General features: G+C 37.8%; 12 protein-coding genes. 3 read left to right on the forward strand and 9 right to left on the reverse strand.

The genetic code is table 11. The annotated features are described in order from the left end of the window. The first annotated feature begins 426 nt into the window (after positions 1 to 426). Entirely contained in the window at positions 427 to 1,041 is a 615-nt protein-coding gene (locus J7Q84_RS02050) for a YitT family protein (protein WP_209092723.1), read from the forward strand. 69 nt (positions 1,042 to 1,110) lie between these two features. Here J7Q84_RS02050 and J7Q84_RS02055 read toward each other — a convergent pair whose 3' ends face one another. From J7Q84_RS02055 to J7Q84_RS02095, 9 genes are all read right to left on the reverse strand, one after another. Continuing rightward, entirely contained in the window at positions 1,111 to 1,542 is a 432-nt protein-coding gene (locus J7Q84_RS02055) for a histidinol dehydrogenase (RefSeq protein WP_209092724.1), read from the reverse strand. A gap of 194 nt (positions 1,543 to 1,736) precedes the next feature. Next, a complete protein-coding gene (locus J7Q84_RS02060) occupies positions 1,737 to 3,956 on the reverse strand; it encodes an MMPL family transporter (protein WP_209092725.1) in 2,220 nt (739 codons plus the stop codon). Between the two features lie 61 nt (positions 3,957 to 4,017). Then, positions 4,018 to 4,665, reverse strand: a complete 648-nt coding sequence (locus J7Q84_RS02065) for a phosphatase PAP2 family protein (protein ID WP_209092726.1) — start codon at positions 4,663 to 4,665, stop codon at positions 4,018 to 4,020. 91 nt (positions 4,666 to 4,756) lie between these two features. Continuing rightward, on the reverse strand, positions 4,757 to 5,809 hold the full coding sequence (locus tag J7Q84_RS02070) for a polyamine ABC transporter substrate-binding protein (protein WP_209092727.1): 1,053 nt from the start codon (positions 5,807 to 5,809) through the stop codon (positions 4,757 to 4,759). 17 nt (positions 5,810 to 5,826) lie between these two features. Continuing rightward, positions 5,827 to 6,627 (reverse strand): ABC transporter permease, encoded by an 801-nt coding sequence (locus J7Q84_RS02075; RefSeq protein WP_209092728.1) that lies wholly within the window; start codon positions 6,625 to 6,627, stop codon positions 5,827 to 5,829. Positions 6,628 to 6,631: 4 nt separating this feature from the next. Further along, positions 6,632 to 7,477 (reverse strand): ABC transporter permease, encoded by an 846-nt coding sequence (locus J7Q84_RS02080; RefSeq protein WP_209092729.1) that lies wholly within the window; start codon positions 7,475 to 7,477, stop codon positions 6,632 to 6,634. Beyond that, a complete protein-coding gene (locus tag J7Q84_RS02085; RefSeq protein WP_209092730.1) occupies positions 7,474 to 8,457 on the reverse strand; it encodes an ABC transporter ATP-binding protein in 984 nt (327 codons plus the stop codon). Before J7Q84_RS02085 ends, J7Q84_RS02080 begins: the two co-directional genes overlap by 4 nt. A gap of 222 nt (positions 8,458 to 8,679) precedes the next feature. Beyond that, positions 8,680 to 10,047 carry an aldehyde dehydrogenase gene (locus J7Q84_RS02090; RefSeq protein ID WP_209092731.1) on the reverse strand — a complete coding sequence of 456 codons (1,368 nt, stop codon included), beginning with the start codon at positions 10,045 to 10,047 and terminating at the stop codon, positions 8,680 to 8,682. A gap of 133 nt (positions 10,048 to 10,180) precedes the next feature. After that, entirely contained in the window at positions 10,181 to 12,589 is a 2,409-nt protein-coding gene (locus J7Q84_RS02095) for an immune inhibitor A domain-containing protein (protein ID WP_209092732.1), read from the reverse strand. A gap of 484 nt (positions 12,590 to 13,073) precedes the next feature. On the opposite strand from J7Q84_RS02095, the gene J7Q84_RS02100 reads away from it, so the two are divergent. After that, complete coding sequence (locus J7Q84_RS02100; RefSeq protein WP_209092733.1) at positions 13,074 to 13,193, forward strand: anti-repressor SinI family protein; 120 nt, start codon at positions 13,074 to 13,076, stop codon at positions 13,191 to 13,193. 102 nt (positions 13,194 to 13,295) lie between these two features. Continuing rightward, positions 13,296 to 13,619, forward strand: a complete 324-nt coding sequence (locus J7Q84_RS02105) for a helix-turn-helix domain-containing protein (RefSeq protein WP_209092734.1) — start codon at positions 13,296 to 13,298, stop codon at positions 13,617 to 13,619. Positions 13,620 to 13,647 lie beyond the last annotated feature (28 nt).

The raw sequence follows: 13,647 nt of genomic DNA on the forward strand, positions 1-13,647 counted from the left end.
ATTTTTTGATACCTCTTTATTTTTATTGCTTTTTTAAATTTATTTTGTTATTTTTAATATTTATATTATTTTTTTGTATACAAGACGAATTCTTTTCCACAGGGTAAATCCATATGCTAAAATAAGATTAAATCTTATGCAGAAAGGATTTTGATACCATGTCTGCTCGAAGGAGCATCTGGAAAAAACAAGACTTGTCTTATACTTAGCGTATCTGTTTATTTAGAGCGATTTGTTCAATCTAAATAAACAAGATATGAAAGTAGGGGAAATTATGGTAGAACGAAGGCCTCGTTATTCCTTCTGTTATATATAGCGCGTAGTTAGTTGATTGTTTATGAAACTAACTACACATAAACATCGTTGCTGTATATGGCGTAGTTAGTTACTAACGCTTCAAAAACTAACTACGAAAGAGGAATAACTATGAAATGGATTCGTTGGCAAGACATTATGATGATTATGTTTGGTTCCTTTATTTTATCCGGAGCTTTTTATCACATCCATGTACAAAATCATTTGGCAGAAGGCGGCTTTATCGGAATTGCCTTATTAATTAAACAACTGTTTAATATCTCACCTTCTATTACAACCATTCTGCTTGATATCCCACTTATTTTCTTAGGTTCTAAATTACTGGGAAAGCAACTTGCTATTAAAACTATTATTGGTGCAGCTTCTTTTTCCCTTTTCTATTCTTTAATGGAACACTATTCTCCCTTTGTGATTAATTTTTCACAAAACTTACTTGCTGCAGCAGTAATAGGAGGAATTATGGTCGGTTTTGGTATCGGCTTAATTCTTAGACATGGCGGAGCAACTGGCGGAGATGATATTCTCTCCATTATGCTGAGTAAATTTTCAAAATGGTCAATCGGTAAAATCTATTTCCTATTCGATGCACTTGTATTAATCTTGTCCCTTATCTACATGTCTTGGGACCAAGTGGCGTATACAATCATATCCGTCGCAGTATGCGGATATATAACAAATGCAGTATATTACTATAAACAAAGTGAAACTGAACATGTTTTTGCATAGAGAAAATCGGACACCGTATGATTGTACGGTGTCCTTTTTAATCATTATAAAATATTATAGAGCTATTCTTTACATTAATTTTATTTCCTTCAGCTGTCCAAGGGTTTCTACTGCTTTTAACTCATAGGACATATCATTAAAAAACGTAGCCAGGCGTTTATAATCATTGTATGTATCTAGCAGTCGATTAATTTCCTCTTCAGGTGATACCGTTACAATATGCCTTTTTTCAGCTTTAATTTTCACGGGATAGCTGTACCCCCACATATCACTTATTTTGTAATACTCGTCCTCCACTTGAATCACTTTTGTAAGCTCGTCTTCTTCCGCATCTACCGTATAATGATCAAATTCTCTCAGCAATTCATATACGATATGTGTCCACTCATCTTTTGGATAAAATCCCTTCTCCAATCGGTAGCCGACAATTCGATAAATATGCCCGTCATTTTCCTTAAATTGTACTGTATCATTCAGCTTAAATTTAAAATAGCGAAACATATACCCACACCCATTCGTTAAGAAGTGTCTTTACAACATACTATTGTCAAAATGGCCATGGCTCTATGCATGATTTACAAGAAAAACTGTAACTTATTATTCAGACAGCGTATAAAGCGAATTAGGCATAGACAGTAGCATACATTGTTCGGAAATTAGATACAAAAGGACGATACTCACCAAGCCAAATGAATTTAAGCACCGCTTTGCGCTTCCTCTCTATCCTCTTCATCACTTGATTTACGAAATGGCAGCCACCAATTCCAATGACCAAACATTTTCATTAAGCTTGGCACGAGAAGCAGACGGATGACAGTAGCATCTAATAGAATAGCCAACGCCACACCAAGACCCATTTGCTTTACAGGTAAAATATCTGTAAAAGTGAATGCACCGGTGACCACAATCATGATCAATGCCGCTGATGTGATAATACTGCTGGTAGATACAAGTCCTTCTAATGTTGAATAATCATTATCCTTTGTTTCATTGTAGATCTCATGCATCCTGGAAATAAGAAATACCTCATAGTCCATACTTAGTCCAAATACGAGGCCGAAAACAAAAATCGGCAACACATACATCACAGCACTTTGTTCAAGTCCAAAATGTCCTCCTTGGAACAACCATATTATAATTCCAATGGTCGCACTCAAGCTTAAAATATTCATAACAATTGCTTTCAATGGAATCAAAAGCGAACGGAAGGCAATCATTAAGATTAGGAATGTCGATCCTAAAATGACTGATGCACCTATTCCAATTTTCGATTTGATTTCATCCTGCAGCTCCTGTTCAAATTTCGTATAACCTCCGACAGAGTAGACGACACCTTCCACCTTGTAAGTTTCTTTAAATGAACGCACCCATTCTTTTGCTCCTGAAGATTTTGGCTTTTCATTTAACCACACTTGTAAAAATGTTTTATTTCCCTGTGTGTAAGCATCAAAAATCGGCTGCACCTGCGGTTTTTGGGAACTTTGTAACAAATTATAAAGCTGCTCGCTCGGCATATTGTTCAATTGTTGATATAAGCTTGTAACTTCATATACTTTCTTATCCTGTTCCAATTTTGTCACAATGCGTTCCACCGTTTGCAGACTCTTTTTTTCCGTCATCTTCTCCGGTGTTGTTACAACAATTGTCACATCAGCATACATTTTAACCTTTTGATTAAACTCCTGTTCATATCGCTCATATGATATTCGGGCATCACTCTTTTCCGGCAAAGCTTCCACACTAGGAAATTGCAAATTCGCATCCCGAAGAGGCAATAAACAAACGAAAATAAATGCTAGCACGACCATGGTCATCATAACAGGATACTTCATAACAAAATTAGCAAAGCTGCGCCAAAATGTGTTTGTTACTGCGTGATGTTTCATACCCTTCTTCAATAACCGTTTTCCCATTAGGGATAGAAAAGATGGCATAAGGGTTAAAGAAAACAACATACTCATGACAACAACAATCATCCCGCTGATAGCCACAGACTGTATATAATCAATTTCAAAGAAAAACAATCCGGATAATCCGACAAATACACAAAGACCCGAAAACACAATCGCGCGACCAGCTGTTTGGTACGTCGCAGCCATCGCTGCTTTTACATCCTTTGTTTGCAGCTCTTCACGGAATCGATTTACAAACAATAAGGCAAAATCGATAGACAGCGCCAACCCAATCATCGGTGCCACATTCAATACAAATACAGAGAGCTCCTTATCTTGTCCGATAAAATACAAGATTCCCATCGTTGTAATCACGCTTAGCGCCCCATTTATAATTGGTAAAACAGAAGCCATCAAGCTCCCAAATGAAACCAGCAGCACAAGAAATGCTATCGGTACCCCAATCATTTCAGCTTTCTTTAAATCACTCTGACTTCGTTTGTTAATTTCATCATTAATGACTGTATAGCCTGTAGGCGATACTTTGACGATACTGTTGCTCTCTTTTTGAATCTGTTTGGCAAACGCAAGAGTATTCTTTGTAATCTCGTCTTCGTTTTTTCCTTTTAATAAAATCGTAGCATAGGCTATATCTGCTTTAATCATGGCAGGTTCGTTCAATGGATGGCGGAATACTGTATATTGCTCGTGTTTTTCAATTTGCTTTACAACATCCCCTACATTTTTACGAAATACTTCTTGCGATGCTCCTTTTTTCTTTTGAAACACTAAAAACATCGTATGCTGAGACTGCTTAAAATCTTGCTCCAATATTTTTTGCGTCCGTTGATAATCTCCAGGTGTTTTGAAACCATCTCCACCTAAGATAGAAGGAAGCTTAGCTGCAAAACTTCCTAGCAGAACGGCAACAAGCAGTAATACTACTAAAACCGTAAAACGAAATCGATGAATGAACAAGCCCATTCTTCCCCATCCATCAAGCTTTGATACTGAACTTTTCATATGCAGCCCTCCTCAAAAAAATGCAATCACTACGTTTAATAACAGAAACTATAGAATGCTGTTACTTTTTAAATCGAACGTGCAAAAAGTAATTCAGATATAAAAATGAAACGAGCAACAATCCACCTAAACAATAGCCACCTAGTACATCTGAAGGATAGTGTACAGATAAAACAATTCGGCTTAAGCCAATTAAAATAACCAATACCGCAGCACAAACAGCAACAGCAGCTTGCTTAGTTTTTCCAGCTATTCCTTGAATCATGAGAAAAGCAACAAATCCATACATAACAACTCCAACCATCGCATGTCCGCTTGGAAAACTGTAACCAATTGCATCTACCGCTTCCTGTATGGAAGGACGTTCTCTTGCAACCCCTTCTTTAATAATCTTGTTTAAGAGTTGTGCACCAACTACTGACACGACTAGTATTATCATCGAAATATAATCCCGACGTTTTATCCACAGCCAAATCAAAGTCAAAATAAGAACAAGGATAATCCCTGCCTCTGCCCCCATCTCAGTGAAATAAGAGAAAAACGTGATTGCCCCTTCTGATTGAAAAGATTGCAATTGATTTTTTAGCACCTCGTCTACAACCAGCGGTTCTTTATTCATAATTTTGGAAACAATAATACCAAATAAAAATAGTAGCAACATACAAAATGCTCCTAAATATGTATGTTTGTTAAACAATTTTTTATACATACCTCTTCCCCCTGCTTTACATGAACATAATGCTCTTTATTTTTTATCTCTTTAAAAAACGCGATTCCTTAGCAGAAATCGCGTTCCTATCTTATTTTTCTGTTCCTGTTTTCAGTTCTGTCCAATATTGGTCATAAGTTTTTAAGCTTTTACCTACATCCATCAACCATTCCGTTCTCTCTAGCTCTTCCTTGCTTAAGAAAATCATTTTATTTTCACGATACTCTTTACTATGCAACTCATACGCAGCCTCGTTCGGATTACTGTAACCGATGGATTCATAGTTTTTCACACTTACCTTTGGATCCATTAAATAATTAATGAATTTCTCGGCTAGTTCTTTATGCTTTGCTCCTTTTGGAATAGCTAATGTATCTGCCCAAATTGTCCCGCCTTCTTTTGGTACAACGTAGGCTACATCCTTATTATCTTTAGCAATGAATGCAGCATCTCCGGACCAAACCGTTCCAATCCACGTTTCCTCCGCGATAAACTTCTGCTTGATTGTATCCGTGTCAAACGCAAGAATATTAGGAAGAAGAGTTTGCAAGTCTTCAAATGCAGTTTTAATCTCCACTTCGTTTGTAGAGCTATTGGAGAATCCATTCTTTATAAGAGCCATTCCAAGCGCTTCACGAGAGTCATTTAACACTGTTACACGCCCTTTATATTTAGAATCCCAAAGATCAGACCAACTATCAATCGGTTCTTTTACATATTTTGTATTATATGCAATCCCCGTCACACCCCACGTATACACAATAGAATATTTATTGTCCGGATCAAACGGAGGTGTTTGGAACGTAGAAACGAGATTTTGAGTGTTCGGAATCTTACTCTTATCCAACTCTTCTAACAATCCAAGCTGAATCATAGTCGATACCATATAATCTGACGGTTGAATTAAATCATACTTAGCACCGCCTGCTTGCAGCTTGGCAAGCATTTCTTCATTACTTGCATATACATCATAATTTACTTTGACATTATATTTTTTTTCAAAATCCTTAATAACACCTTCATCAAAGTTGTCCGCCCAGCTATAGACGTTTAATTCTTCTTTCTTCTCTCCGCACCCTGCCAGAACTCCGCCAACTAATCCAACGGAAACCGCAAGAGACAAAGCTGTTTTCATCCATTTCATCTGTTTTCCCTCCTGTATTATAGAGGCAGTTGTCCGCTTCTGCCACTTTCCCCATCTGTTCCTTTCCTACGGAACAATTCCGATAACAGCATAAGCACAACAATTGCAACCATCAAAATCGTAGATAATGCATTGATTTCCGGTGTAACCCCCTTTTTCACCATACCGTATATATAAAGCGGCAATGTAGTAGAGCCTGGACCAGAAACAAAGAAGCTGATAACAAAATCGTCAATTGATAATGTAAACGTAAGCAACGCAGCGGACACAATACCAGGTGCCAAGCTTGGAAGTGTAACATATTGAAATGTTCGAAACGGTGTTGCTCCCAAATCATTTGCAGCTTCTTCCAATTCCTTTCCCATCCCAGCAAGACGTGCTGATAACACCACAACGACGAACGAAATACTAAATGTAACATGAGCTATAATAATTGTTGTTTTTCCCAATTCAATCCCAATTTGACTAAATAAAATAAGAAGTGATAACCCCATTAAAATATCCGGCACTAATATTGGCAAATAAATAAGACCATTCAAAGCAGGCTTGAAACGGTATGTGTAGCGATGCAGAGCTACGGCACAAAATGTACCAATTATCGTTGCTACAATTGTAGTAACGACAGCTATAATAAGGCTATTCAGAAAAGCATTCAATACATCCGGGTCTTGAAACAGCATAATATACCAGTCAAACGTAAAGCCTTGCCACTGTGCATTAATTTTGGAATCATTAAAGGAATATACCATGAGTACAATCATTGGAAAATATAAAAACAATAAGATTAGCCATGCATATGTAACCAAAAACTTTTTCATAGCTCTACTCCCCTCCGCTCTCGTAATTGTATACTTTGGCCGCACGATAGTATAAATAAATTAATAAAACGGAGAATAACACGATGAAAAGGGAAAGCGCTGAACCGAAGGGCCAATTTCGAGCTCCTAAAAACTGGTTTTGAATCACGTTTCCGATTAATGCCACCTTAGATCCACCCATAATATCTGAAACGACAAACATCCCAATCGATGACACAAAAACTAAAATAGATCCTGTTATAATCCCAGACGTTGTCATTGGCAAGGTGACATTCCAAAACGCCTTCAACGGAGATGCTCCTAAATCACTCGCAGCTTCTAGCTTTCGTTTATCCAACTGTTCTATCGATGCATAGACCGGCAAAATCATAAAAGGCAATAAAGTGTATACCATTCCAAGAACCACTGCCGGTGTATTGTATAATAAGTTTAACGGTTGCTCTATAAGACCCATTTTTAATAAAAACGTATTCACAAGCCCCTGCGAACGTAAAATCACAATCCAAGCATAAGATCGAACTAAAAAATTAATCCAAAATGGAATTGTAACCAATAATAACAACACTGATTGCCATTTTCTATCTATTATAGTGACTGTATATGCAAAGGGATACCCGATGAACAAGCATAACACCGTTGTAATAGTAGCAATGACAAAGGTTTTCCATAAAATAGTAAGATATAGAGAATCAAACACACGCATAACATTTTCTAATGTAAAGCTCTTTATTATCTCTCCATATGTGCCACGCTCAAAAAAAGCAAAGGCCCCTACAAATACAAGAGGTATTAGAAAAAAGAACAGGAGCCAAAGAGCCGCTGGCAGGGCTAACAGTTTCCCTTTATTCACCGCAAGCTCACCTCATCTTCTTTCTTCCACCCTACATAGACAGAATCTCCTACAGTCCATTGTCTTTCTCCTTCAGATGGCTGATAAGAAATCAGTATAGAAGAAGAAGCCTCTTCCTTCAGATATACCTTGTCCATGTTTCCTACAAATTCTACATCCTCTATAGTAGCTAACCTATTGTTTACAGCAAAAGCTTCTTCCCGTGGATACACCTTCACTTTTTCCGGCCGCACGGACACATACCCTTCCCCGTTCGATAAAATATTGTTTTCTCCGATAAACGTTGCCACAAACATGCTTTTCGGCTCATGATAAATTTCTTTGGGCGTGCCAAGTTGCTCTATCTTTCCTTTATTCATAACAGCAATACGATCACTCATACTCATGGCTTCTTCTTGATCATGTGTAACATAGATGAACGTAATACCTAAGTTACGCTGGAGATTTTTCAATTCACGCTGCAGGTCTTTCCGCAACTTAAAATCAAGCGCTCCAAGCGGCTCATCCAACAAAAGCACCTTCGGATTATTCACAATGGCGCGAGCAATTGCTACCCGTTGCTGCTGTCCCCCAGACAGCTTGCTTGGCTTGCGATGGCGAAGTTCCATTAGCTGTGTCAAATATATCGCTTCTTCTACGCGTTGCTTTTGTTCCTTCTCAGGTATATTCTTCATCTTTAATCCAAAGCGAATATTTTTTTCAACTGTCATATGTGGAAATAACGCATAATGTTGAAACACAAGATTCATATCTCTCTTATATGGAGGCAAATCATTTATACGCTGACCATCTAATGAAATAGTCCCCTTTGTTGGCGTTTCAAACCCTGCAATCATGCGAAGCAATGTTGTTTTTCCACATCCACTCGGCCCTAAAATGGTTAAAAATTCTCCTTCTTCTATATCAAGTGATAATGGAGGTATCACCGCTTGACCCGCAAAATGCTTTTCTACCGAATCAACTGTAATAATTTTTTTCATTTTCCCGTCCTTTTCTCTCTATGTTTTGAAAAACGATCCTTTATCTAATATTCATCATACAGGATACTCTTTCGTTTATAACCTGTTATCATATATTTACACTGTATGTATTTTCTAAAAATTAGTATGCTTTCCAAGTACTAGGATAATACATTCCATAACAGAAAAACCCCTTCAAGAGAAAGGGGTTGAACATACTACCATTACAATTGCATATAATCTTTATTTTAACAACTTTCGAATGATTTTCAAAGCATTTTCTTTCGTTTCATAGCGGAATTTTAAATCAAGGGCGGTCGATTGATATAATACACTCTTATAATGAGAGAACGCCTTAAAGCTATACTCACCGTGATAGTTTCCAATGCCGCTTTCCCCTACCCCGCCAAACGGTAAAAACGGACTAGCAAGGTGATACACGGTATCATTAATGCAGCCCCCTCCATAGGAAATACGGCCCACTATTTTCTGTTCCATCTCCTTGCTTTCTGTAAATAAGTACAGCGCCAGTGCCTTCGGACGTTCATTGATTTTTTTTATAACCTCTTCGATATCGTCATACACTAAAATCGGCAAAATCGGCCCGAAAATTTCATCCTGCATAATTGGAGATTCCCAAGTTACACCATCTAATAATGTAGGCGTAATAAGCAGCTTAGATGAATCTGTCTCTCCCCCAATTACAGGATTTCCATCTTGTAAAAATGAAACAAGCCTCTCGAAATGTCTTTCACTTACGATACGAACGTAATTTTTATTTTCTAACGGATTACTTCCATACTGGGCATGAATTGCTTTTTTCATGTAATGAAGAAACTCATCTTTTACTTTATGATGGACGTAAACATAATCCGGTGCCACACATGTTTGACCAGCATTTACAAATTTCCCCCAAACGATACGCTTGGCAGCTACCTCAAGCTTAGCATCTTCATGGACGATACACGGACTTTTTCCTCCGAGTTCCAGCGTTACGGGAGTCAATCGTTTTGCCGCAGCTTCCATAACAATCTTCCCAACTGGAACGCTTCCTGTAAAAAAGATATAATCAAATGGTTGCTCCAATAGCTCTGTACTCGTATCCTTGTCACCTTCTACGACTGCAATATGCTCCTCTTCAAATAATTCCCCAAGCAGCTTTGCAAGCAATCGGGATACATTCGGCGTTAACTCAGACGGCTTCACAATCGCAGTATTCCCAGCTGCAATCGCTCCAATAAGCGGCGCAATGGCCAACTGGAACGGATAATTCCAAGGTGCCACAATCAATGTCACTCCATACGGCTCTGGTACAATTTTCCCTTTTGCGCCAATAAAGAGCACTGTATTTTTCACACGCCTCGGTTTCATCCAAGAGGCCAACCTCTTCTTTACGAAAGAAATTTCCTTTAATACATATCCAATTTCAGTTGAAAATGCTTCTAATTGTGATTTATTTAAGTCTGCCTTCAAAGCTTGAAAAACCTCATCTTCATAACGCTGAATTCCTCTGTATAACGCCTCAAGATGACGTAGCCTAGCCTCTAACGACCTTGTTTTACTACTGTAAAAATAAGCTTTCTGTTTCTCCACTAGAGTTGTAATACTCATATCGTTCCCCCTATCCGCTTTTTTGTTTAAACATTTGAACGAAAAATAATTAAACATACTATAACAGTGTCAAAGGATTTTTACTTTAAGAAAAAGACTGTCGAGAGAAACCTCCCGAACAGCCTTTTTGTTCTTACTTATGAATCCAGATTGTACCTGCAGAGTTATCTTTCGCTTCACCTACAACTTGGAATTTCAAGCCTAAGTTAGGAATTTTACGTCCTGCATCTGGGATTAAATCGTTCATGTATGTTTTAGAATCATCGAATGTTGTTACACCTGGTAGTCCTTTATAATCGAAAATTCCACGTGATGGAGAATTTACATACCAAGCTGGAGTTTTATCAAATGAGAACGCCGCATCAGCAATTTGGTAACGAGTGCTTTGGAATACAGATGGTTTGCCATTTAAGCTACCAATAATCGCTTCTGGATGGGAGTCTACAACTCCTAAGAAACCTTCACCAGGATGTACTCCTACCCAGTTATCTGTTTGGCTTTCATCTGCATACCAAACTACTAAACCAGTATTGTATACAGGACCTCTTCCGTATTGAAGCGCCACGTCAGCACCTGCATAGTTTCTCCACTCTAAGTAATAGTAGTGATCTTTGTAATCCATACCATTAGATACAACTGCTCCATCTAATGTAAACTTCGGTGTTCCCTCTGCATCATCAGAGAAAACAACTTTACCGTCTACTGTTAATGTTGCATTGTCGAAAGCAAAACCATCAAGTGCCAAGCCGCCATCTGTTACATATTCAAACTGAACTTTCACTTTTTGACCTGCAAACTGGCTTAAGTTATAAGACTTATCTACCCATTGACCTTTAGATGATTCTGCACGTGCATCGCCATCTGTATCATTATCTCCAATTACATCAATCGTTGCTAGTTTTGTTCCATTTTCAGCAAGTACATTAACATATAAGTAGTCATAATCAAACTCAATGTCATAATACGCTTTAACATCAAATGTTGCGTTTGTTGCTTGCGTTAAGTCAAACACAGGGCTTGTCATAGCCGTATGTAGATCATCGCCCTTCGTGCTGTAGTAATACTTTTGACCAAACTTAGGTTCAATACCCTTTACTGCTTTCTTCGGCAAGTTCACTTTAATAATACCAGGACGGTTAGATTTCGTTACACTTTGATCTAAATAGGAAAGCGTTCCGAATGGTGAAATCTTATTGTAGTCCACCTCTAAAATATTTGCCCAGTTTCCGCCGATAGTCTTTTGGAAAAAGTCTTTGTTTTGCGGAGAGAAGCTCGTTGGCTGCGTTCCAGCAATTTTACCTGCCCAGCTGCCGCCACTCATAATAGACCAAGATTGAACTGGTTCACCTTGACCAGTGTATTGTGTATCGTATTCATCTGGAAGACCTAAATCATGACCGTATTCGTGAGCGAATACACCAGTTGCTCCGTCTTCCGGCATGATTGTGTAATCATATGCCGCCATTTTGCCGCCCCAATAAGGAACCTTTGCTGTTGTATTTGCAACAGGATATACCCCATTTAAAACCCAGCGGTGAGACCAAATCGCATCATCACCTAATTTACCGCCGCCAGCTTCTTGCCCAACACCAGCATGAACGATCATTAAATGATCCACTAAGCCGTCTGGCTCATAAATATTGCCATCGCCATCTAAATCATAAATATCAAGGTTGTCAAATTCAGATAAATTAACACCGCTTGCTGCCGCTGCATTTAATGCGTCTTTTACTAGATCACGAGGACCTTTCGGTGCTAAGTTATCATGACCTCCAGCAGGATTGTCATCCCCGTACTCTTTTGCTGTACCAGGAACAGTTAACCACTCGGAAACGTATCCATCCACAGAATAGCTGCCGCCAGATTGCTCTTCGTAGTATTGTTTAAACGTTTGAATTTTTTCAGACATTTGTCCTGAACCATCAGTAGCTGTAAATGCCTTATCACCGAATAGCATCTTTTGATAATGCTCACGGCTAAAATCTTTAGAATACAGATAGCCAGCTTCCGGATCAATATTGTTATGTTTAAAATCAGAGTATTCTACAAGCAATACAAGAGGCTTGTCCACACGTGCAGAACCATTATATTTCGCTTGTTTTGCAGGTGATGGTGGCAATAATCCGTCCGTTTTGCCTTTCGTCGCTAAAGAGCCTGTCGGTTGCTCTCCTTTAAAGGACTTTGTCTCTTTTTTCAATGCAGCCTTCTGGTCCATCTTTGCATCTTTTGTTTTCTTTACAAATTCACTTTGTCCATTTGTTTCAACAGACTCTTTCCCCGGTTTTTCCCCTTGCTTCTTCGCTACGTATTCCTCAACTGCTTTTGTAATTTCTGCTTTGGATGCATTCTTTTTAATAAGTCCGCGCTTCTGCAACGCTGCTGCCAATCTCTCATCCGGGATAAGATGCATATCGATCGGACTTGATACTGTAGTTTCGATAGGTGTTGCCGCATTTACAGATGGCGTAAATGCAAATGTGCAGCTTAATAGTGTTCCCGCTGCTAAAGCTGATAAAACTTTTAACGGTGTCTTCCTTTTCAAGTCAATTCCTCCCCTAAAAATAATAACCTTTACATTTAAATAATACAAAAAATTCAGAGATTTCTCAATATTATTTTGTAATAATTTATAGATTAATAGATTAATTTGTAAATATTTCTGTTTTAAAATCTTGTACATATTGAAAAAATAGAATTTGTCGAATTTTCTTTCAGAAAAACCCTCTTTACATTTTTTATTAATAAACCATATGAAATAAATTCAAAAAAAGACGAAATTTAAGAATTTTCTTTATTTTCTTTTGAATTTGCCCAATTTTAATATCTATATTTCTGTACTATGTGACGAAATATTCAAAAAACATACGCGAAATAGATTCTACAAATTTCGACAGAATTATCGTTAACTATTTTTTATAATAATAATATATTGTTATTAGTAAATATCCTTTCCTAATACAAAGTCATAGAGAAGAACTGTTACACCCTTTACAAAATATACATACAAACGTTAAGAGGAGATGAGGTTGCGAATGAGCAGAGTTGAATCATTGGATCAAGAATGGATAGATTTAATCTTACATGCACTTGATATAGGAATGAGTTTGGAAGAAATACGTCAGTTTCTTGCCTCTGCTCCACAGTAAGAAACGCGATGAAAATTGTAATGTTTTGTAATATTACTGTTTCATATTTATGGTATAATAGCGTAGAATTATGTACTACATAAGAAAGGTGCGTTTTATGGAATGATAGGCGAGCGTATAAAACAACTTCGTCTACAACGGGGCATCTCGCTGACAGAGTTAGCTGAAAGAGCCGGTGTGGCAAAATCGTATATAAGTTCCATCGAAAGAAATATACAACAAAACCCGTCCATACAATTTTTAGAAAAAGTTGCAGTTGTACTTCATGTCCCTGTAGACTCTTTAATCCAAGATGACTCTATTCAGGAATACCGTTTGGATTCAGAATGGCTCACGCTTGTTAAAGAAGCAATGAACTCTGGAGTATCAAAAGAGCAGTTTAAAGATTTTTTAGAATTTAATCAATGGAAAAATAAGCAAAAATAAAACCCGGTTCTTGTAAAAGCAAGAACCG

The organism is Bacillus sp. 165 (assembly GCF_017742235.1).
Taxonomy (GTDB): domain Bacteria; phylum Bacillota; class Bacilli; order Bacillales; family Bacillaceae_G; genus JAGHKQ01.

What these genes read in the sequence shown, in the direction of transcription:
- J7Q84_RS02050 (WP_209092723.1), top strand. Translation starts at nt 427, where the DNA reads ATGAAATGGATTCGTTGGCAAGACATTATGATGATTATGTTTGGTTCC.
- J7Q84_RS02055 (WP_209092724.1), bottom strand. Translation starts at nt 1,542, where the DNA reads ATGTTTCGCTATTTTAAATTTAAGCTGAATGATACAGTACAATTTAAG.
- J7Q84_RS02060 (WP_209092725.1), bottom strand. Translation starts at nt 3,956, where the DNA reads ATGAAAAGTTCAGTATCAAAGCTTGATGGATGGGGAAGAATGGGCTTG.
- J7Q84_RS02065 (WP_209092726.1), bottom strand. Translation starts at nt 4,665, where the DNA reads ATGTATAAAAAATTGTTTAACAAACATACATATTTAGGAGCATTTTGT.
- J7Q84_RS02070 (WP_209092727.1), bottom strand. Translation starts at nt 5,809, where the DNA reads ATGAAATGGATGAAAACAGCTTTGTCTCTTGCGGTTTCCGTTGGATTA.
- J7Q84_RS02075 (WP_209092728.1), bottom strand. Translation starts at nt 6,627, where the DNA reads ATGAAAAAGTTTTTGGTTACATATGCATGGCTAATCTTATTGTTTTTA.
- J7Q84_RS02085 (WP_209092730.1), bottom strand. Translation starts at nt 8,457, where the DNA reads ATGAAAAAAATTATTACAGTTGATTCGGTAGAAAAGCATTTTGCGGGT.
- J7Q84_RS02090 (WP_209092731.1), bottom strand. Translation starts at nt 10,047, where the DNA reads ATGAGTATTACAACTCTAGTGGAGAAACAGAAAGCTTATTTTTACAGT.
- J7Q84_RS02105 (WP_209092734.1), top strand. Translation starts at nt 13,296, where the DNA reads ATGATAGGCGAGCGTATAAAACAACTTCGTCTACAACGGGGCATCTCG.